This is a genomic window from Streptomyces sp. P9-A2 (assembly GCF_036634175.1).
Lineage (GTDB): Bacteria > Actinomycetota > Actinomycetes > Streptomycetales > Streptomycetaceae > Streptomyces > Streptomyces pratens.
This window is the reverse complement of record NZ_JAZIFX010000001.1, coordinates 6,766,806-6,786,391: the sequence shown is the minus strand read 5'-3', so window position 1 is coordinate 6,786,391 and position 19,586 is coordinate 6,766,806. Positions and strand designations below refer to the sequence as shown.

At 70.1% G+C, this 19,586-nt stretch carries 18 protein-coding genes and 3 pseudogenes; 9 read left to right on the top strand and 12 right to left on the bottom strand.

Annotated elements, in window-relative coordinates; genetic code table 11:
- Nucleotides 1–8 precede the first annotated feature (8 nt).
- From V4Y04_RS30725 to V4Y04_RS30705, 5 genes and pseudogenes are all read right to left on the bottom strand, one after another.
- Entirely contained in the window at nt 9–860 is an 852-nt protein-coding gene (locus tag V4Y04_RS30725; RefSeq protein ID WP_332431633.1) for an isocitrate lyase/PEP mutase family protein, read from the bottom strand.
- 108 nt (nt 861–968) lie between these two features.
- Nucleotides 969–2,054, bottom strand: a complete 1,086-nt coding sequence (locus V4Y04_RS30720) for a rhamnogalacturonan acetylesterase (RefSeq protein ID WP_332431632.1) — start codon at nt 2,052–2,054, stop codon at nt 969–971.
- A complete protein-coding gene (locus V4Y04_RS30715; protein ID WP_332433046.1) occupies nt 2,051–3,475 on the bottom strand; it encodes an RICIN domain-containing protein in 1,425 nt (474 codons plus the stop codon). Before V4Y04_RS30715 ends, V4Y04_RS30720 begins: the two co-directional genes overlap by 4 nt.
- Before the next feature lie 33 nt (nt 3,476–3,508).
- Nucleotides 3,509–4,642 (bottom strand): annotated as a pseudogene (locus tag V4Y04_RS30710) (glycoside hydrolase family 43 protein); the annotation flags it as partial.
- Between the two features lie 167 nt (nt 4,643–4,809).
- A complete protein-coding gene (locus V4Y04_RS30705) occupies nt 4,810–5,643 on the bottom strand; it encodes a class II glutamine amidotransferase (RefSeq protein ID WP_332431631.1) in 834 nt (277 codons plus the stop codon).
- 133 nt (nt 5,644–5,776) lie between these two features.
- Between V4Y04_RS30705 and mmuM the strand changes: the two genes are divergently transcribed.
- The gene (mmuM, locus tag V4Y04_RS30700; RefSeq protein ID WP_332431630.1) at nt 5,777–6,691 is read left to right on the top strand and encodes a homocysteine S-methyltransferase; all 915 of its coding nucleotides are present in this window, start codon (nt 5,777–5,779) and stop codon (nt 6,689–6,691) included.
- Here the strand turns inward: mmuM and V4Y04_RS30695 are convergent.
- A complete protein-coding gene (locus V4Y04_RS30695) occupies nt 6,588–7,133 on the bottom strand; it encodes an ATP-binding protein (protein WP_332431629.1) in 546 nt (181 codons plus the stop codon). The two genes, mmuM and V4Y04_RS30695, sit on opposite strands and share 104 nt — an antisense overlap.
- Before the next feature lie 136 nt (nt 7,134–7,269).
- Here V4Y04_RS30695 and V4Y04_RS30690 point away from each other — a divergent pair, with 136 nt between their 5' ends.
- The 3 genes from V4Y04_RS30690 to V4Y04_RS30680 all read left to right on the top strand — a co-directional run bounded on the left by V4Y04_RS30690 (nt 7,270) and on the right by V4Y04_RS30680 (nt 9,029).
- Nucleotides 7,270–8,055 carry a DUF5753 domain-containing protein gene (locus V4Y04_RS30690; RefSeq protein ID WP_332431628.1) on the top strand — a complete coding sequence of 262 codons (786 nt, stop codon included), beginning with the start codon at nt 7,270–7,272 and terminating at the stop codon, nt 8,053–8,055.
- The gene (locus V4Y04_RS30685; protein ID WP_332431627.1) at nt 8,052–8,267 is read left to right on the top strand and encodes a DUF397 domain-containing protein; all 216 of its coding nucleotides are present in this window, start codon (nt 8,052–8,054) and stop codon (nt 8,265–8,267) included. The genes V4Y04_RS30690 and V4Y04_RS30685 overlap by 4 nt, the downstream gene beginning before the upstream one ends.
- Before the next feature lie 210 nt (nt 8,268–8,477).
- The gene (locus V4Y04_RS30680; protein WP_332431626.1) at nt 8,478–9,029 is read left to right on the top strand and encodes a hypothetical protein; all 552 of its coding nucleotides are present in this window, start codon (nt 8,478–8,480) and stop codon (nt 9,027–9,029) included.
- Here the strand turns inward: V4Y04_RS30680 and V4Y04_RS30675 are convergent.
- Nucleotides 8,977–9,771: an IS5 family transposase gene (locus V4Y04_RS30675; protein ID WP_332431625.1), complete on the bottom strand. Its 795-nt coding sequence runs from the start codon at nt 9,769–9,771 to the stop codon at nt 8,977–8,979. The genes V4Y04_RS30680 and V4Y04_RS30675 overlap by 53 nt on opposite strands.
- Before the next feature lie 418 nt (nt 9,772–10,189).
- Between V4Y04_RS30675 and V4Y04_RS30670 the strand changes: the two genes are divergently transcribed.
- Entirely contained in the window at nt 10,190–11,851 is a 1,662-nt protein-coding gene (locus tag V4Y04_RS30670; protein WP_332431124.1) for an IS1182 family transposase, read from the top strand.
- A gap of 62 nt (nt 11,852–11,913) precedes the next feature.
- On the opposite strand, the gene V4Y04_RS30665 is transcribed toward V4Y04_RS30670, so the two are convergent.
- From V4Y04_RS30665 to V4Y04_RS30655, 3 genes are all read right to left on the bottom strand, one after another.
- Complete coding sequence (locus tag V4Y04_RS30665; RefSeq protein WP_332433045.1) at nt 11,914–13,152, bottom strand: IS701 family transposase; 1,239 nt, start codon at nt 13,150–13,152, stop codon at nt 11,914–11,916.
- 156 nt (nt 13,153–13,308) lie between these two features.
- Nucleotides 13,309–13,500 (bottom strand): hypothetical protein, encoded by a 192-nt coding sequence (locus tag V4Y04_RS30660; RefSeq protein WP_332431624.1) that lies wholly within the window; start codon nt 13,498–13,500, stop codon nt 13,309–13,311.
- Between the two features lie 215 nt (nt 13,501–13,715).
- Nucleotides 13,716–14,231, bottom strand: a complete 516-nt coding sequence (locus tag V4Y04_RS30655; RefSeq protein ID WP_332431623.1) for a DinB family protein — start codon at nt 14,229–14,231, stop codon at nt 13,716–13,718.
- A 335-nt stretch (nt 14,232–14,566) separates the two neighbouring features.
- Here V4Y04_RS30655 and V4Y04_RS37880 point away from each other — a divergent pair.
- Nucleotides 14,567–14,620, top strand: a pseudogene (locus V4Y04_RS37880) (hypothetical protein); the annotation flags it as partial.
- Nucleotides 14,621–14,662: 42 nt separating this feature from the next.
- Here the strand turns inward: V4Y04_RS37880 and V4Y04_RS30650 are convergent.
- Complete coding sequence (locus V4Y04_RS30650; protein ID WP_332431622.1) at nt 14,663–15,616, bottom strand: RNA-guided endonuclease InsQ/TnpB family protein; 954 nt, start codon at nt 15,614–15,616, stop codon at nt 14,663–14,665.
- A 261-nt stretch (nt 15,617–15,877) separates the two neighbouring features.
- Here V4Y04_RS30650 and V4Y04_RS30645 point away from each other — a divergent pair.
- The 3 genes and pseudogenes from V4Y04_RS30645 to V4Y04_RS30635 all read left to right on the top strand — a co-directional run.
- Nucleotides 15,878–16,084, top strand: a pseudogene (locus V4Y04_RS30645) (lytic polysaccharide monooxygenase); the annotation flags it as partial.
- A 147-nt stretch (nt 16,085–16,231) separates the two neighbouring features.
- Entirely contained in the window at nt 16,232–16,963 is a 732-nt protein-coding gene (locus V4Y04_RS30640) for a chitinase (RefSeq protein WP_332431621.1), read from the top strand.
- 357 nt (nt 16,964–17,320) lie between these two features.
- Entirely contained in the window at nt 17,321–18,460 is a 1,140-nt protein-coding gene (locus V4Y04_RS30635; protein WP_332431620.1) for a winged helix DNA-binding domain-containing protein, read from the top strand.
- A gap of 4 nt (nt 18,461–18,464) precedes the next feature.
- Here the strand turns inward: V4Y04_RS30635 and V4Y04_RS30630 are convergent, their stop codons facing one another.
- Nucleotides 18,465–19,472: a homoserine dehydrogenase gene (locus V4Y04_RS30630; protein ID WP_332431619.1), complete on the bottom strand. Its 1,008-nt coding sequence runs from the start codon at nt 19,470–19,472 to the stop codon at nt 18,465–18,467.
- Between the last annotated feature and the right edge of the window lie 114 nt (nt 19,473–19,586).

Sequence of the window (19,586 nt, the reverse complement as noted above, 5' to 3'; positions counted from 1 at the left end):
CGAAAGCGTCAACCGTACCAGGGTCGTCCGAAGTCGGCAGTGACATCGGCCCCACCTCGTACGGAGTCCCTGCTCAGCGCCTGGATCTCCGCGTAGGCGGGTGCGGTGCCGGTGGGCGTGCGCCCTTCCCGGATGTCGGTCGCGGCCTCCACCGCGGCTCCCAGTGCCCGCCGGTACAGCAGGGACCCGAGGCTGATCCGGCGCACGCCGAGACCGGCGAGCTGCGGAACGGAGGGGCCGGTGGGCGAGTAGAGGATGTTGAGCGGCACGTCGAGCCGGTGCACCAGGCCGGAGATCTCCCGGGGATCGGCAAGGCCGGGCACGAACACACCGTGGGCACCGGCCTGTTGATAGGCGTCGAGCCGACGGAAGGTGTCCTCCCGTCTGTTGCCGCCGTCCGTATCGGGGCCGGCGGTCCAGTAGGTGTCGGTGCGTGCGTTGACGAAGAGTCCGGGGGCCGCCGCCCGCACCGCGGCGATCTTCGCGGCATGCCGGCCGACGGATCCGAGGCCGTCTTCCAGGTTGATCCCGACAGTGCCGACGGCGTACAACTCGCTTGCTAACAAGGCGACTTCGTCGGGGTCGTCGCTGAAGCCGTCCTCGGCGTCCACGGACAGCCAGTACGGTCCCGAGCCGAGGGTGAGGGCGAGCAGCAGCGTCTGCTCACGCGTCGCCGCCGCCCCGTCGGGCAGCCCGGCCGCCGCGGCGACGGCCAGGCTGGTGGTGCCCACCGCCCGGAACCCCTGCGCGGCGAGAGCGGAGGCGGAGGCGTGGTCCCAGGCGTTGGGCAGCAGGAACGGTTCGTCGGCGTGGTGCAGTCCGGCGAACCCGGTGACGTCGTTCCGTGCGCTCTCGGTCATACGGGAACGCTAGCCGCGGAATGCTTCGGCACCGGCCGAAGTGTGCCGGGGGGTGTTCATGAGGGGAGCCTGGGACGCTCCGGTTCCGGTCGGAACGTCCCAGGGGCTTCATCCCCTCCTGACCCGGCCCTCGGACACCAGCTGCCCGAGGACGAGTTCGTCGCGGACCAGAGCCGCGAACCGGGTGGCGCCGTACTCCGAGGTGTGGGTGTTGTCGCGTTTCTCGTCGTAGAGGTAGAGCGCCTTGGAGCCCTCCACGCCGAGGGATTCCACCAGCGCCTTGGTCCTGGCGGTGAGGTCGATCAGCGGTACGCCGGTGGCCGAGGCGACGGCGCGGACGACCGCCGGGTGGTCGACGCCGAGTCCGTTGACCAGCAGCGCGGTGTCGTTGTTCAGGGTGCCGTCGGTGTTGAACCAGCGCCGCACGACGGGTGTCACGAGGACCGGTTCGCCGCCCTCGGCCCGCACGCCCGCCACCATGGTCTCGAGGTTGGCCCGGTAGGTCGCCTCGTCGGTGGTCTTGTCGTTGTGTGCGAGCTGGATGAGGACGAGGTCACCGGGCCGGATCGACGACCGGACGGTGTCCCACAGCCGCGGGTTCCCCAGATAACTGACCGTACTCTCACCGGAGTCCGCGTGGTTGGCGACTGAGAGACCCTTGCGCAGGTACTGCGGAAGTTGCTGTCCCCAGCCGGAGTACGGGGCGCCGGGCTGGTCGCAGGCGGTGGAGTCGCCGACGAGGAGGATCTGCCGGGTGTGCCGGCCGGCGGCCGGGGTGACCCGGATGTCGGCGAGCGCGGGGGCGGTGCCGCCGAGGGTGAGGTCGAGCCCTGGACTGCCGTCGGGCCCGGTGGGCTCCCCCTCCGGGGTGCGGACGTCGACAGTGAAACCGCGGGTGACCCGCTGCCCGGCCCCGGCGGCGGTCTCCGCGAGGAGCGTGCGCCTCGTCTCCCCGCCGATGGCGGTACGGGAGGCGGCCTCACCTCCGAGACGGACCTGTACGTCATAGGTGCCGGGCGGGAGGTCGAAGTGGCAGGCGCCGGCGGTGCAGTTCTCGATGCCGAGGACCGGCCGGTGGTCCCGCGGCTGGGCGGCGGCCGGGACGGACGACAGCCCGAGCCCGCCGGCGATCGTCGCGGCCACCACCGCCCCTGCGACGACGGCACCGGTCGGTCCTCTTCGCCGCGTGCTCATGTCCCGCGCGTCCACTGCTGGTTGGTCCCTCCGTTGCAGGTGTACGTGATGAGGGCGGCCGAGTTGGCGGTCGCGCCGCCGGACACGTCGAGGCATTCGCCGGTCGCCCGGGATATGAGGGACACGTAGGAGCCGGCGGTGGAGATCGACCACTGCTGGGCGGTGGCCGCGGCGGAGGCGGAGGCGGAGCAGTTTTCCTGCGTGACGGTGTTCGCGTTCTCCTGGAGGCACAACGAGCTGTTGCGCACGACGAGTTGGTGGTAGCCGTTGCCGAGCGGCTTGAACCAGAACCGCTGGTTGCCGCCGCCGTTGCAGTCGTACTGCTTGATCTGGGCGCCCTGCCACAGCGACTGGCTCGTCACGTCGGCGCACTTCCCGCTGTGCCGGGCGATGAGCGTGTTGTAGGTGGCGGAGGTGCCGGTGACCGTTCCGGCAGCCGTGTCGACGGTGGTCTCGGGCGACCAGGACAGGGACATCGAGGTGGCGGACGGGAAGGTCAACGGCAGCCACACGTAACGGGAGTCGTTGACCCTGCCGCCGAAGGAGTTGCCCCAGCGGTCCCCGAGGTACAGGTACGAGGTGCCCGAGGATCCCTGTACCGGCAGGACGAACGCGGTCTGCGAGCCGTAGGCGGTCGCGTCTCCCACATTGCGCATCGTCGACCAGGGGCCGGCGAGGCTGGTGGCGGTGGCGTACTGCTGCTGGTTGGGGTTCCAGCCGGTGGCGCCGGAGGTCAGCATGAAGTACACGCCGTCCCGTTTGAACAGGGCCGGTGCCTCGCGGTGGCCGCCGGGCCACGGGTTGGCGACCAGGCTCGCGATGCCGGTGTGGTCGGCGGTCAGCCGGTAGATGTGCAGGTCGTAGTTCTCGCGGGCGGCCGAGATCATGTAGCCGGTGCCGTCGGTGTCGGTGAAGACGGTGATGTCGCGGGACATGTGCTGTCCCAGCGGGCGGAAGCTGCCCCGCCACTCGTAGTCGCCGTCCACGGTGTCGGAGACGGCGACGGCGGCGCGGGCCTCGCCGTAGTCGGAGCCGTTCTCCTTGTGCATCCACATCACGAACGTGCCGGTGGCGGCGTTGTACATGACCTTGGGCCGCTCGATGTTGGCGGTGGCGAGTTCCGGGTCACTGGCCTGGGTGAGGACGTGGTTGCGGAACTCCCAGTTCTTCAGGTCGGTCGAACGGTAGGCGTCGACGTACCGGAAGGTGTTGTCGTCGTTGCGGTGTTCGCCGAACCAGTAGTAGTACGCGCCGACCTTGATGATCCCGCCGCCGTGGGCGTGCACGGGGTTCCCGGTGACGTCGGTGAACTGGATGCCGTTGCCGATCGTCTGCGGTGCGGCCTGCGCGGGTCCGGCGGTGACGAGGGCACCGGCGAGGGCGAGGCAGAGGGTGAGCAGAACCGCGTACAGGCGTCTCATGTCACACCCCTCGCCCTTGGTCGTCCCGGTTCCGTCGGCCACGGGGATCCCGAAGTCCGGGGTGCCGTCCGGCTTCCAGCCGAGGGTCTGGATGCGGGTGTGGCGGTTCGGGTCGTGGAGCGGGTCCCCGTCGATCTCCTTGTACTGCCGGGCGTGGTAGACGAGGACGTCGCTGCGGCCGTCCTCGGCGACGGTGAAGCAACCGTGCCCGGGGCCGTACTGCCGCGTCGTGTCGTTGCCGGCGAAGACGGGGACGGGCGATTTGGACCAGCTCGCGGTGTCCATGAGGTCGCTGTCGGCGGGGGCGGTCAGCAGACCCATGCAGTAGTTGGCGTCGGTGGCGCTGGCCGAGTACGTCATGAAGACCCGGCCGTGACGCTGGATCACGTACGGCCCCTCGTTGACCCTGAAGCCGATGCGCTCCCAGGCGTACTCCGGTGTGGAGAGCCGCATTTGGGGCCCGGTCAGGGTCCAGGGGTCGGCCATCTCGGAGAGCCAGACGGCGGTGTTGTTGTCCATGCCGGGTTCGTGCTGGGCCCAGGCGAGGGTGGGGGTCCCCCCGCTCGAGCGAAGCCGAGAGTGGGGGAGGGTGCCGCGGTGGGTGAAGGTGGTGGCGTCCAGGGAGAAGGTCTCCCAGGCGGTTCTGATCCGCCCCTTCTCGACCCAGGTGCCCCGGAGGGGGTCGGGGTGTGCGTTCTCCAGCACCCAGATGCGGATGGCCCACACGTCCTCGGCGGGCGCGGCGGCGAAGTAGATGTACCACTTGCCGGCGACGCGGCGCATCTCCGGCGCCCAGATGTGGGCGCCCATGTCACCGGTGGGGTGCGCCCGCCAGATGACGGACTCGGCGACGCTTTTGAGCCCGCTCAGCGTGCGGGAGCGGCGCAGGATGATCCGGTCGTACTCGGGCGCGGTGGCGGTGAAGTAGTAGAAGCCGTCGGTGTGGCGGGTGATGTGCGGGTCGGCGCGGTTGCGGACGAGGGGGTTCGCGTAGGGGGCCGCCGCCTTCGGCCTGTCGGCGGAGGCGGCGGGGGCGGCCGCGTGGGCCGCTGCGGAGGCTGCGGGGGCCAGGGCGCCTGCGGCGAGGGCGCCCTTCAGTAACAGCCTGCGGGCGGGAGGTGGTGAAGCGTGGGGCGGGTCGGGCAGGTCGTCGGCGGCACGGCTCATGCGGTCTGCCTCTCACGGCGGAAGGGTGCTCGCGATCGCGGGGTTGTTCGACATCGCGAACGACATCTGACATGACGAACGCCGACAAGGTAGGGGTGTGTCACGGACAGGTCAACGGGTCGGGCGGGACGAAGTCGTCCGCCCCTCCCTCACCGGGGCTCGCCCCCCTACGCCGCCCGAGGGGCGAAGCGGTGCATCACGTCGCCCTCGGGCTGGATGATGCCGTATCTGCCCTCGGGAACCTCGTTCCAGGCGCCGGGCAGGTCCCCGAGCGGCTCCGACACGATGAGGCGGGTCTCGTCGGACACCTCACGCAGGAACGCCACGTCCGGATGGAGAGAGCGCAGCGTCTCCACCCGGGTGCTGTAGAAGAGCGAACGGGACGCCTTCCGGGTCGAGTAGCGGAACGCCCACAGCCGTTGTCCGTCGGTCACCGCGACCGTCATCTGCAGCGGGAACTCCACACCGTGGTCCCACCCGACCCGCTCCACGAGGCCCGCCATCCGGGCGACCGCCCCCGGCGGGTCCTGCTCCAGGCCGAAGGTGAGCGCCAGGTAGAACATCAGCTCGGAATCCGTAGACCCCTCGATGGAGAGGAAGAGCTCCGGATCGACGGCCAGGGCGAGGTCGCGCCGGATGCGGTCGAAGCCCTCGATCGCACCGTTGTGCATCCACATCCAGCGGCCGTGACGGAACGGGTGGCAGTTGGTCTCCTGCACCGACGAACCGGTCGACGCCCGGATGTGGGCGAAGAACAGGGGCGAGCGGACATGGCCGGCGATCTCCCGCAGATTGCGGTTGCTCCAGGCCGGACCGATCTCCCGGACGACCGCCGGAGTGTCGGTGTGGGGCCCGTACCAACCCACCCCGAACCCGTCACCGTTGGTCGTCTCGACGCCCAGTTTGGAGTGCAGGCTCTGGTCGATCAGCGAGTGCTTCGGCCGGTAGAGGATGCTGTCGAGCAGGATGGGGGTGCCCGAGTAGGCGAGCCACCGGCACATCGTCCACCGCCTTCCCGACCGCGGATCGTCTCCCTTCAGGATCCCAGCCCTCCCGCACGGGCGCGCTGCGAGAGCCGCGAGGCAGGTGGGCGGGTGGCGCGCCCCGGCTTCCGGTTCGACTACCGTCGACGGTATGAGCGGTACCCCGCCCCTCGCCTACGCCCTCGCGGAGGGCACAGCCGTCCTCGACGGCGGCATGTCCAACCAGCTCGCGGCGGCCGGGCACGACCTGAGCGACGAGCTGTGGTCGGCGCGGTTGCTCGCCGAGGACCCCGAGGCGGTCACCGAGGCGCACCTCGCCTACTTCGAGGCGGGCGCGGACGTGGCGATCACCGCCAGTTACCAGGCCACCTTCGAGGGCTTCGCGCGACGCGGCATCGACCACGACCGGGCCACCGCCCTGCTCGCCCTGAGCGTCGAGGCGGCCCGCACGGCGGCCCGGCGAGCCCGGGTGTCCCGCCCCCTGTGGGTGGCGGCGTCCGTCGGCCCGTACGGCGCGATGCTCGCCGACGGCTCCGAGTACCGGGGCCGGTACGGCCTGACCGTGGCCGAGCTGGAGCGCTTCCACCGCCCCCGCATGGAGGCCCTGGCCGCCGCGGAGCCCGACGTCCTCGCCCTGGAGACGATCCCGGACACCGACGAGGCCGAGGCCCTGCTGCGAATCCTGCCCGGCCTCGGCATCCCGGCCTGGCTGTCCTACTCGGCGACGGGCGACCGCACCCGCGCCGGGCAACCACTGGAGGACGCCTTCGTGCTCGCCGCCGATGTGGACGAGGTCATCGCCGTCGGCGTGAACTGCTGCACCCCCGAGGACGCCGCCCAGGCGGTCGCCCTCGCAGCCGGCGCCACCGGCAAACCGGTCGTGGTCTACCCCAACAGCGGCGAGACCTGGGACGCCGGGGCACGGGCGTGGACGGGTCGCGCCACGTTCACCGCCGAGCAGGTCACGGGGTGGCGCGCGTTTGGGGCTCGGCTGATCGGCGGCTGCTGCCGGGTGGGCCCGAAGACGATCTCGGCGATCGCGGGGGCAGTGCGGCGCCCGGCGTAGCGAACTCGCACCACACGACCTTCCCCGGCTCCCGCTCCCCCACGCCCCACTTGTCGGCCAGCTCGGCCACCAGCAACAGCCCGCGCCCGCCCTCCCCGGGCTCCGGCGCATACGCCGCCTCCGGCACGGCCGACACGCCGCCACCGCTGTCATGCACCTCGACCCGCACGCCACCGTCGCCGTACGGCAGCAGGCGCAACAGGAAGCCACGGCCCGGCGGTACACCGTGCACCAGCGCGTTGGTGGCAAGTTCGCTGACACACAGCAACACATCGTCCTCGCGCCCGAGGACGCCCCAGCCGATGAGCGCCCGGCGCGCGAAGTCCCGGGCGTCGGGCACGGACCGGCGCTCACGCCGGAAGAACCGCTCAAGCGGGGCGGGGACCCGGGACAAGGGTGAAGTTTCCTGACTCACAGGACGAGAGTCACGCTCCGTACCCATCCTGGAACAGTCCGCGCACCCGTACGTCCCCTATGTACGCATGCGCGACAGTGAACGTACACGCGCGGATGGGGAGTTCGACCCTATGAGCACCACGGCAAGACCACGGTCCCGGTCACGCAGGAACGCGTCCGCGATGAAGATGGCGGGCGCCCTGCTCGCCACCTTCCTCGAAGCCGCGGGCCACACCCAGCGCTCCCTGGGCGAACACTTCGTCGTGAGCGAGCAGCAGATCGCGTCGATCGAGCAGGGCAGACGCCCCCTGAAGCCGGACCTCGCGGACCAACTGGACGACCTCCTGGACACCAAGGGCGCGCTGACGGCTGCGCTGGCCCACATGCCGGAGGTGGACCTGGTCCCGCTGTGGGCGGAGGAGTTCCTGAACAGGGAGCGTGAGGCCATCGCGATCTCCTCGTACGAGAACCAAGTACTACCCGGCCTGCTCCAGACGGAGGCGTACGCACGGGCGGTCTTTCGGAGCCGTATCCCTGTGATCGCCGAGGGCCAAATCGAGCAGCAGGTGGAAGCACGTACTCAGCGGCAAACCGTCCTCCACGACAAGGAGCCCCCGATCACGTGCTTCATCGTGTGGGAGGCAGTTCTCCAAGACCGCTTGGGCGGCAACGTGGTGCACGTCGAGCAGTTGCGCCATCTGCGGCTTCTCTCCGAACTGCCAGGCCTCACTCTGCGAGTTCAGCCGCTGGGGCGGACCAGTCACGCAGCCCTCGACGGCCCCTTCGTCCTCTTGGAGACACCCGACCACCAACGACTCGCCTATACGGAAACCCAACGCGGTAGCCACCTGATCGCCAATTCCGACGAGGTGGCGATCCTGACCCAAAGGTGTGCCATGCTGCGGTCTCAGGCCCTCAACCCCGAAGATACGAGGGACCTTTTGGACCGTCTTCTAGGAGACCAATGAGCAGCAGCACCGCACTTCAGTGGTTCAAGTCGAGCTACAGCGGAAGCGACGGCGGCAACTGCCTGGAAGTCGCCTACACCTGGCGCAAGTCGAGCCACAGCGGCAGCGAAGGCGGGCAATGCCTCGAAGTGGCCGCCCACCCCACCGCCGTCCACGTCCGCGACTCCAAGGCCCCGGACGCTCCCCACCTCACCGTCGCCCCGGAGACCTGAGCTGCGTTCCTGCCCGTACCGTAGGCCGATACGGATGGCGTTCCTCCGGGTAGCGTAAGAATCTGAAGGTGACGTCACCAGCCAGGGCCGATAGTAGCCCCGTGGGTGTAAGAAGCCGTATCTCAACCGAACGTAATCCCTTAATTCCTGCTGGTCAGGCATGGTTTCGCTCGGGTTGAGGGAGGCATCGCGACGCCTTGTGTCCGCTTCATGACCAAGGGGTGCGCGGTGGCGTCGGTGCTGGGAATGCTGGAGGAGCGAGAGGTGGCTGCCCGCGTGCGGGTGGAGGGCTTGCGGGAGGAAGTCGCGCGGTTGGCTGAGGTGTTGGAGGCCGCGGAGATCGAGCTGGACCGACGGGTGATCGCGCGGGAAGAACTGGTCGAGGCCCTGGCAGTCTCCGCGGCCGAGTCTACTGCCGTGACCACGACCGAGGCGGAGGAGGAAGCGGCGCCGTCGCTCGCGCCGGTGCCGGGCACGACGGTACCGCCCTGGCGGGGAGGGCTGCCGGTGACGGTTCTGGCGCCGGACTATCAGCGGATTGTGGGCGTGCTGGAACAGCAGCGATCCATGGGTCACGGGCCGCTTCGAGCCAAGGAGGTCGCGGTGGAACTGGGCCTTGGGGCGACGTCGGCGAAGGTCGAGGGGCTGCGGTCGAAAGCCCGGCGCCTGGCGGAGCGCGGGTGGCTCCTCATGGAGGCGTCGGGGGCATTCAGTGCCGGTCGGCGGCCCGTGGCCGTGCCAGACGCCGGCTCATCCGCGTGACCATCGACCACCGGATCATCGCCTCGCTGGTGGCGGGCAGGGCCTCGTAGTCCCGTGCCAGACGGCGAGAATTCATCAACCACGCGAACGTGCGCTCTGCCACCCACCGCCTCGGCAGCACCACGAACCCTGTCATGTCGTCGGTGCGCTTGACGATCTCCAAGGTCAGTGCGAGCTTGTCCCGGCACCAGCCGACGAGGCCGCCGGTGTAGCCGCCGTCGGCCCAGACCAGGGCGACGTCACGGTGCAGGCGCCACAGCCGGGCCGGCAGGCCCGCCGCGGCGTCCCGGTCGCCGACGTTCGCGGCGGTGACCGGGACGACCAGGAGCAGCCCGAGCGTGTCGGTCACGATGTGCCGTTTGCGGCCCGGCACCTTCTTCCCGCCGTCGTACCCGCTCGAGGAAGCCGGCACGGAGGCGGAAGCCCGCACCGACTGCGCGTCGATGATCCCCGCCGCGGGCTCGGCCTCACCGCTCTCTCGCTCCCGGACCTTCCCGCGCAGCCGGTCGTGGAACTCGGCGATCAGCCCGTGCTCGCGCCAGCGGCGGAAGAAGGCGTGGACACGGCCCCAGGCGGGGAAGTCCGCGGGCATCGCCCGCCAGGAGATCCCGCCCGCGACCAGGTAGCGGATCGCGTCCAGCATCTGGCGGTGGCAGTAGCCCTCGGGCTGCCCGCCCCGTCCCTGGAGCCAGGCCGGCACCGACAGCAACGGCCGGACGGCCGCCCACTCCGCGTCCGTCACGTCCGACGGATACCGGCGCACCCGGTCCGGCTGATCGGCCGCGTTGCCGTACGCGTGCGCGAGGCAATCACACGATGGAGCAGTCGAGTTGAACTGAACGGGCTCGGGCGCGTACAACAACGACAACAGGACCTCCTGGTGTTACTCGGTTCGGTTCGCACCCCCGAGTTACCAGGAGGCCCTGCCTTCATGCGCGTACCGCCGGAAGATCACCCGACCAGGAACTCCGTTCGATCCACGCGTTCCAAGATCGGTTGAGATGCGGCTTCTCAGCTTGACTCTGTCGGGGATCTTGGAGTTTCGCGGTGCGGCAGCGTGGTCAACGGGCATGCTCGGGTAGTTCCGGTTACCGATGCAGCTGTCGAGGTGCCCGTTGTCCCTCCGTCCCCGTTCCGGTGAGCAAGTCCCGCCTCTGACCGTGCAGATCGCGCGGGCGAGCAACCCGGACGGCACGACGGCAATATGGGTGCGGGACCGCCTCGACGGGCTGTGGCGCGACGAGGACTTCGCCGACTGGTACCCGCGTGACGGGCGTCCGGGCCTCTCGCCCGCTCAACTGGCCACTGTCTGCGTGCTGCAGTTCCTGCTCGGCCTGTCGGACCGGCAGGCTGCCGAGGCGGTGCGCTGCCGCATCGACTTCAAGTACGCGATGGCCATGGAGCTGGACGACTCCGGCTTCCACCACAGCGTGCTGGCCGACTTCCGCGACCGCCTCACCGAAGGCGACCGAGCTGACCACCTCCTCGACCTCGTACTTGCCCGTCTCAAGGAGTCCGGCCTGGTGCGCGAGCGCACCACACAGCGCACCGACTCCACCCACGTCCTGGCCGCGGTGCGCGACCTGACCCGCCTGGAACTGATCACCGAGGCGGTACGCGCCGCACTGGAAGAAGTCGCCGGCACCTCTCCTCACCTGCTGGACGAACTGGTCGACGAGGACTGGGCACGCCGCTACGGCCGACCGGTCCGCCTGGGCAAGAACCCCACCAAGCCCCAGACCAGGATCCTCGCCACCGGAAACGACGCCGTCCGGCTCCTGGAACACCTCTACCAGCACGGTTCAGACCGCACATCCGGCCCCCGTGTCCAGGCCCTGCGCCAGATCATGGTGCAGAACTACCACCGCGACACCGCAGGCCGCCTGCGCTGGCGCACCGCCGAGACGGAAGGCGGGCCCGGACTGCCGCCCTCATCCCAGGCGATCGTCTCTCCCTACGACACCTCGGCCCGCTACGCACGCCACGGACACATCATCAGCTGGAAGGGGTTCTCCGCTCACCTGACCGAGACCTGCGCCCCCGACGGCCCCAACGTGATCACGGACGTGGCCACCACTGCGGCCACCACGCACGACAGTAAAGTCTTGCCCGGCATCCACACCCGCCTGCACCGCCGCGGCCTGCTGCCCGCCGAGCACTTGGTCGACAGCGGCTACACCTCCCTGGTCCACCTGGACCAGGCCACCCGACAACATCAGGTCACCGTCACCGGACCGCTGCCCGGCAACCCCACCCGCCAGCACCGCCGAGGCGAGGGCTTCGGCCGGGACGACTTCCACATCGACTACGACCGCCGGCAAGTCACCTGCCCCCAGGGCCAGGTCAGCCAGGGCTGGCACGGCCCCTACCCGACCTCCTCACCCACCGCGGCCCCGCTGATCGTGGCGAAGTTCGCCAAGAGCCAGTGCCACCCTTGCCCCGTCCGCGCCCGGTGCACCAGCTCGCGCGACGGCTCACGGAACGTCGGCTTTCCGCCGCGCAAGCTCCGTGACCTCCAAGTCCGCGTCCGGGACGAGCAGCAGACGCCTGAATGGAAGACCCGCTACGCGGTCCGCTCCGGAGTAGAGGGCACGGTCAACGAGTTCGCCCACGGTCACGGCATGCGCCGCTGCCGCTACCGCGGCCAAGAGAAAGCCCACGTCCAGCACGTCCTGACTGCCATCGCCGTCAACATCGAGCGCCTCAGCAGACTGCCACCGACCACGCAAGCGCCCCCGTCCCGCCAGCCGACCGCCTTCCAAAACTACCTCGACCAGCACAAAATCCCCCGGCCGAAGTCCTGGCGAAAACTCGGCAGTTAACCCCGGAAGTTCCAAGATCCCCGACAGAGTCAAGCTAATACTCCAGCCGTAGATCGTGATCTTCATGTCCGATTCGCGGCCTGTCGGCGGTAATGGCTGGCCCGGGCTCGGGCCTGGTGACGGCGACGCCAGGCGGACCAGCGGAGCCGGTGGGCCGCATCGTGGACGGACCGGACGACGAGAGTGATGAACAGGCGCTGGATCTCGTTGCAGGCGAGCGGGATCAGCCCGTCCGGGGCGGGATGACGGGCGTGTTCGTCGGCACGGACGACGGCGAGGAAGGCGTGAGCGAGCATGGCCAGGGTGACCCAGCGGACCCAGGAGCGGTAGCGGCGGACCTGGTGCTCGTCCAGTCCGGCCAGGCCCTTGCCGGACTGGAAGGTCTCCTCCACCCGCCACCTTGATCCGGCGACGCGGACCAGCGTGGCCAGGGGCGCCGGGGTCGACGAGAAGCAGCGGTAGTAGGCCAGTTCATCGGTGGTGCGGTTGCGGCGGATCAGCAGCCGGCGACTGCCGGGCCGGGGTTCGGCCAGGTCGACGACGGCCCAGTCGTAGAAGCGGTGCCCCTTGGCGCCGACCCCGGCCGACAGCTTCTGCCAGGCCCGCTTGGGCACCTTCGCGGCCAGAACATCCGCGCGGAACTTCCCCGCACGGGTGGTGACTTCGGCCGAGCAGGCAACGGCGAGCACGTAGCCGACCTGGCGCTCTTCCAGCGCGGACCGCAGCTTCGGGTTGCCGCCGTAGACCTCGTCGCCCGCGGCCCAGTCCACGTGGTGCCCGGCGTCGAGGAACCGGCCGATCATGCGGGCGGCCAGCTCCGGCTTGGTCGCGAAGACGGTGTCTTCGTCCAGGCCCGCCGCCCGGCAGCGGTCCGGGTCGCACGTCCACGAGCGCGGAATGTAGAGCTCACGGTCCGCTGCCGCGTGTCCGCGGCGGCCCGCGTAGACCAGGTAGACGGCGACCTGGGCGTTCTCGATCCTCCCGGCGGTGCCGGTGTACTGGCGCTGAACGGCGACGGTGTGCGTGCCCTTCTTCAGATCGCCGGTCTTGTCGACCACCAGCACCGCGTCCTCGTCGCGCAGGTGCTCCGTTACGTACTCGCGCACGTCGTCGCGCACCGCATCGGCATCCCACCTGGCCCGGCCGAGCAGGTGCTGCATGCCGTCCGGGGTGGCCTCCCCGGCCCACTCGGCGATCGTCCAGCAGTTCTTGCGCGGCAGGTCCGACAGCAGCCCCCGCACCAAGTACCTCACCCGGCGCCGGGGTTCGACCCGCGCGAACCGGCCCGCTACCCGGCCCATCAGGACCTCGAACGCCTCCTGCCAGCAGGCAGGGTCTACACTGTGACCCGCGGCCACCACATGATCGTTTGTCTTCACACGCCGATGATCAACGGTGGCCGCACCCGCCTCCGTAACGGTCCCCACCAGCAAGTTGGCTATCTACCCGCTGGATCGCTAGTCAAGAAGACCTCGGTGCTGCAGCTCCTCCTCGATCGCCTGCCGCATAATCTTCCAGGAGCGCCGACCCTTATTGGCAGCAGCACGAGCCTCCCCAGCCCGGGAGCTCCGCAGTGCGTCGCGCAGCTCATTATCCGACATATGGCGGTACTGCTGCTGTTCGGCGGCTTCCTTCTTCCAGCGAGCCATGGCCCCTCCTCAGCGTCGATCACCGTCCGGCAACCATGCCTGCTCGGCAACTGCTCCTCCACTGATATCCGTGCTTGTCGGCGCCGGAGGCACCAAGCCGCCTGCTCCACAAGATCACGATCTACGACTGGAGTACTAACGGGCTCTCCCGCGATTGGTCGTGAGGCGTGTTGGCCTGGCTCCTGAGACAAGGGGCCCGCTACGCGGGAGCCGCGCTAGTAATAGCCCTTCGCGCCGTCGAGCAACTCCCGGACGATGTCCGCGTGCCCCGCGTGCCGCCCCGTCTCCTCGACGAGGTGGATCAGCATCCAGCGGAGGTTGGCGCTGCCGGAGCGGAAGTCGGGGTGCCGGCCGACGTCGTCCAGGGAGGCCGCGGCGACGATCTCATTGCTGCGGGCGCACTGAGCCTCGTATTCCGCGAGGAGCTCAGTGAGGGGGCGGCCGTCGGTGTGCCAGTCGGCGTCCTCGCTCGACTCGTCGAACGCCGGGTTCTGCTTCTTGTCGCCGCCGAGGAACACCACCTCCAGCCACGTGTGCTCGGTCCAGCGCATATGGGAGATGAGGCCGGCCATCGTCATGGCCGGTGAGGTCGGGATGACCGAGCGGTGCGCGTCCTCGTCGCTCAGTCCCTCACATTTCCAGCGCAGGATCTGCCGCTGCAGGTTCAGCCAGCCGATGAGCGCGGTGCGTTCGTCCGCTTGGAGCGGGGGGCGTTCCAGTTCCGATGTCATGCCGGCGCACGCTACCGGGGCGGCCTGGCGAGGGACACCTGGATTTGCGGACTCTTCCGCGATTGATGATCTTCGTCACGGTCGGGGACATCGGGGTGGTCATGCGAGTTATCCGGATTGTGATGACTCATCAGATCCATGCGGTGATGGCGCATCCCGCGTTCTGCGGTGTCCCGGAGTGGCTCTTGGGCGAGCTGGTTACGGAGCTCGCTGCGCGCTAGGAGGCCCGCTGCGAGTCCGAACGTCATGACCGGCGTCAGGGCTCGCGCCGACGTGAGGCAGGGGCCGGGCCGAAGTACGAGCTGGGGTTCACCGACCGGCTGCTGGCCACACTGGTGCACCTGTGGACCGGGCTCACCTATGAGGCACTGGGCGTCATCTACCAGGTGGGCAAGTCGACGATCGGCCGGGCGGTGGCAGAGGTGAGGCCGCTACTCGCGGCCCGCGGGTTCGCGGTGCCGCAGCGTGCCGGGCTGTGCGAGGGTTCCCTTCGCCGAGCGGGTCATGGTCGTGATGTTCAGTTTCTCGAACCGGATCAGGCGGTAGGTGCGGGCGAGCATGGTGGAGGTTTTCTCGCACCAGTCCTTGCGCCGGTCCGCCTCCCGGGCCCTGAGCCTGGCCACCTTCGCGTGCTCGGCGGCCTTGGCCTCGCTGCCCCTGGGGGCGCGGGCCGCGCGGCGCTGGTGCTTGCGGATCTGCGCGCGCTCGCGGGCGGTGAGCTGTGGGCAGTTCAGTTTCCGCCCGTCGGAGAGGGCGGCGGTGATCGTCACGCCCCGGTCGATGCCGATGACCTCCCCCGTGCCGGGCCCGTCGACCGGTTCGGGAACGACGGCGAAGGCGATGTGCCACCGGTTGTTGCGGAAGGTGACTCGGAAGGTCTTCGCGGCGGGTAGCTCGGTGCGGGTGAGGCGGAAGCGGACCCAGCCGCAGCCGGGCACCTTCACCCGCGCCCAGCGCCGGTTCAGCCTCCGCACCACCACCGAGCGGCCCATGACCTGCCTGCCCCTGGCGTTCAGCTTCGGCGAACCGTCCGGATGGGACTCCGGCACGCGGTCGGTGCCGATCACGCGGAAGCCCTCGTGCATGTGTTTCCTGCGCCAGGTCGGCTCGCCGAACCCGGAAGCGAACCGGGCGGCTTTGGCCCTGGCGAAGTCCTTCAGGGCCTGCTGCTGCACGTCCGCGTTCCCGGCACGCAGCCAGTCGTTGTCCCGGCGCGCCTCGGTGAGCTGACGGCACTGCTCCGCGAACCCGGGAGCGGACCTGCGCCCCGGCTGCCAGTGCGCGTGCTGCTCGACGGCCAGATTCCACACGCACCGGGCGTGCGCGCAGTGCCCGAGCATGACGCCCGCCTGCTCACCCGTCGGGTACATCCGGAAACGTGACATGCCGCCCAACCTAGCCCCGCCACCCGCTGCCCTCTTCGTATCCGGCCCTGCTCACCCGAACGAGCGACCGACCCCGCCGCCACTCCCCGCCACGCACCATCACACCCCTGCCATGACCAAGCCCGCCACCGTCCTCTTCCGGGACGCCGCATCGCCCCGAAGGCGATGCGACTCCTCCTGCCCCGCTCCGCGGGACCGGGCATGCACCCCGGCCCTGAAAGACCGGGCACCCTGCCCGACAAGAAAGGTGGAGGAGCTGGGCGGCACGCGACGACCACCTGGGAGTACTACGCCGGCGGTCAGCAGATCGCACGGTTCGACGACGGCGGTGCCCAGCCCGGCGCAGTGGTGAACCACCAGGTCGACTTCGGCGGCCTCACCGGGCAGCAGAAGGTGCTCGCCGTCTGGAACGTGGCCGACACCACCAACGCGTTCTACGCCTGCATCGACGTCAACGTCGCCGGCTGACCGTCCGACCGGAGCGAGTCCCGGGAGCGGTCTGCCCGTTCCCGGGACCGCGACACACCACGCGGATGAGGTACCCACCCACGGCGGGCCCCCTCCCGCCCTCCCGCGTGCCTCCCCCCACACACACCCAGCAGGAGAACCGACATCGTGCGCCCCCGCAAACTCGTACTGATGGCCGCCGGCGCGGCCGCCGTCCTCTCCACCCTCACGCTCGCCCCGACAGCCCTCGCGGACAAGACCGACGCGAAGACCACCGCTGCCGAATTCGTGGTGAGCCAGGCGCAGTTCAACGACATGTTCCCGAACGGGAATTCGTTCTACACCTACGGCGGCCTCACCGCCGCGCTCAGCGCCTACCCCGGTTTCACCAACACCGGCAGCGACACCGTGAAGAAGCAGGAGGCCGCCGCCTTCCTCGCCAACGTCAGCCACGAGACCGGCGGACTCGTCCACGTCGTCGAACAGAACACCGCCAACTACCCGCACTACTGCGACACCACCCAGCCGTACGGCTGCCCGGCCGGCAACGACAAGTACTACGGACGCGGCCCGGTCCAGCTCAGCTGGAACTTCAACTACAAGGCCGCCGGCGACGACCTCGGCATCGACCTGCTCAACAACCCCGACCTCGTACAGAACGACGCGGCCGTCGCCTGGAAGACGGGCCTGTGCTACTGGAACACACAGAGCGGGCCCGGCACGATGACACCGCACGACGCCATGGCCAACGGCGCCGGGTTCGGTGAGACCATCCGTTCCATCAACGGCAGCCTGGAGTGCAACGGCGGCAACCCGGCACAGGTACAGAGCCGGATCGACACCTACCAGCACTTCACCCAGCTCCTCGGCGTCGAACCCGGCGGCAACCTCAGCTGCTGAGTCCGCCCGGTCCGCCGGGCGCCGAGCGAAAGCGCTCCGATCACGGGCGGGAGGGGGCCGGGCCCCCTCCCGCCCGTGTGTGCCTCGGTGGTCAGGTCCTGCCGGTCGACGATCCCGAAGACACCGGTAGCACGGGTCTCTTCACGTTCGGTGAAGGTGTCGTAGTAGCACTCGCGCCGCATGTACGTGACGTGTCCGGTGAGACTCTTTCCTGGGCCATCGTCATACTCGGGCGTGTCCCCTCTGGGACGTCGGCGCTCATGGTGATCCGAAAAGGTGACCGTGCAGCTCGGGCCGCTTGGCGTTCCGGCGTAGGACGGACGTCTCCCGAACAACCAGGGGCGGCATAATCCGGGCGTGACTCTCACCGTGCGACAGCTCGCCCTGGCCACTCTGGACCGTCAGCTCCTGCTCGAACGCCGGCGCCTCGATGTGGCGGATGCGGTCCGCCGGGTCGGCGCTCTGCAGGCGCAGACGCCGGCGTCGCCGTACCTGGCGCTGTGGAACCGCGTGCGGGACTTCGCACCCGAGGATCTCGACGCGGCGTTCACGGACCGCCGAATAGTCAAGGCGACCCTCATGCGGATCACGCTGCACGCCGTCCATGCCGAGGACTACGCGCCCTACCACGCCGCCATGCTGGGCACCCTGCGGGCGTCGCGGCTGCACGACCGCCGCTTCACCTCGACAGGACTGACCCCCGTCGACGCCGACGCGCTGCTGCCGGAGCTCGCCGGGTTCCTGTCGCGGCCCCGCACCGGCGCCGAGGTGGAGGAGAAGGTCACGGGGCGGTTCGGCGAGCACGCGCACCGCGTGTGGTGGGCGCTGCGGACCTACGCGCCGATCCATCACGCTCCGGCCGGCGGCCCGTGGTCGTTCACCCAGCGGAACGCCTACCTCGCGGCCCCCATGGCCCCCGGGTCCGCGCCTCAGGACTCGGCAGCCGGGGTGCGGCGGCTGTTGCTCGCCCATCTACGGGCGTTCGGGCCCGCGTCGGCCCAGGACTTCGCCCGGTTCACCTTGCTGGGGCGCCCGGTGATCACCCAGGCACTGCGGGAACTCGGCGACCAGGTGGTGCGGGTGGCGGGTCCGGGCCGCGCCGCTCTGTTCGACCTGGTGGACTCCACGGTGCCCGCCGAGGACACGCCGGCGCCGCCGAGGCTGTTGCCGATGTGGGACAGCACGCTGCTGGCCCACGCCGTCCCCGGCCGGGTCCTGCCTCAGGAATACCGGCCGTCGGTCGTACGGCGGAACGGCGACATGCTGCCCTGCCTGCTCGTCGACGGGCAGGTCGCCGGAGTGTGGCGCGCGGCTGACGGCGGGCTGGAACTGACCGCCTTCCGCACGCTCACCAAGGCCGAGTGGCGCGGTCTGACCGAGGAGGCGGAGAAGTTGTCCGCACTGCTCGCCGACCGTGATCCCGCCGTCTACCGGCGCTACGGGCACTGGTGGGACAAGGGGCTTCCCGGTGTCGAGAGCAGGGTCGTCAAGGGCTGAGCGCTCAGAGGAACCCGGTGCGGGGAGCCGTGACCTCGATGGTGTCCTTCACCAGGGCGAGCGCGGCGCCCAGCGGACTCGAGCGCCCCCCGCTGACGATCACGTCGCCGGCGTCGGGGCAGCCGAACACCACGGCCTTCTCCGGCCCGACGAGCGCGTGCAGGGGGTCGCCGGGCTCCGTCTCCTCCAGCCGGACGCGGACAAGGCGGGGCTCGTCCACGGACGCGCTTGCCACGGCCCGCAGGCGGCGCGCTCGGGAGACGGCGTCCAGCGCCGCCCGGGAAGTCCCCTCGTCCACCGGCTCCGCCCGCACCCGTACGGACGCCGGGTCCCATCCCCAGGCCAGAGCCGCCAGCAGCCGCACCTTCGTGGCGGCGTCCGCACCGGACAGGTCGGACGACGGATCCGCCTCCGCGGTGCCCCGGCGCTGAGCCTCCCGGATCGCCTCACCCAGCGAGTCGCCCTCGGCGAGGCGGTCGAGGACGAAGGTGGCGGTGCCGTTCGGGCAGGCCCGGATCGTCGTGCAGCCCAACCCGCGCAACGAGGTCCTGGCCAGGTCCCCCGCCGGCAGAGCGGCTCCCGTCGCCCCGGAGATCCTGATCATGCTGCCGGTGGTGCGGGCCGCTTCGTCGAGGTCCCGCCAGTGGCTGAGCAGGTGGCTCTTGGTGGCCGTGACCACATGGACCCCTCTGCGCAGGGCGACGAGGGCCTCCTGCGCGGCGTGCGAACGGAGTTCGGGCGAGGACGGGATCGCCTGGACGAAGACGCGGGCAGCGGTCCGGTCGAGCGTCTCCTCCAGTGAAGTCGGCGGACTCCACGCCGAGCGGGGCGGCACGGGCTCGCCCTCGCGGAGCCGGCACTGCGCGGAACTCGCCCGGACGGCACCCACGTTCACCCGTACGCCGTGCCGACGGGCAAGCTCGTCCCCCTGCCGCGCCAGGTACTCGACGAAGGCCCGGCCGACCGGACCGTATCCGGAGAGCACCACATCGGCCCGGCTCACTTCACGCATGGTTCCCTGCTCCTCTTCGCCACCCCGTACGGGAGATCAAGCCTCGCAGAACCACGGACCGGGGCGGGCCGGAGTGAGAACGGCAACGCCACCGGAGGTGGATGACCGCGAAAC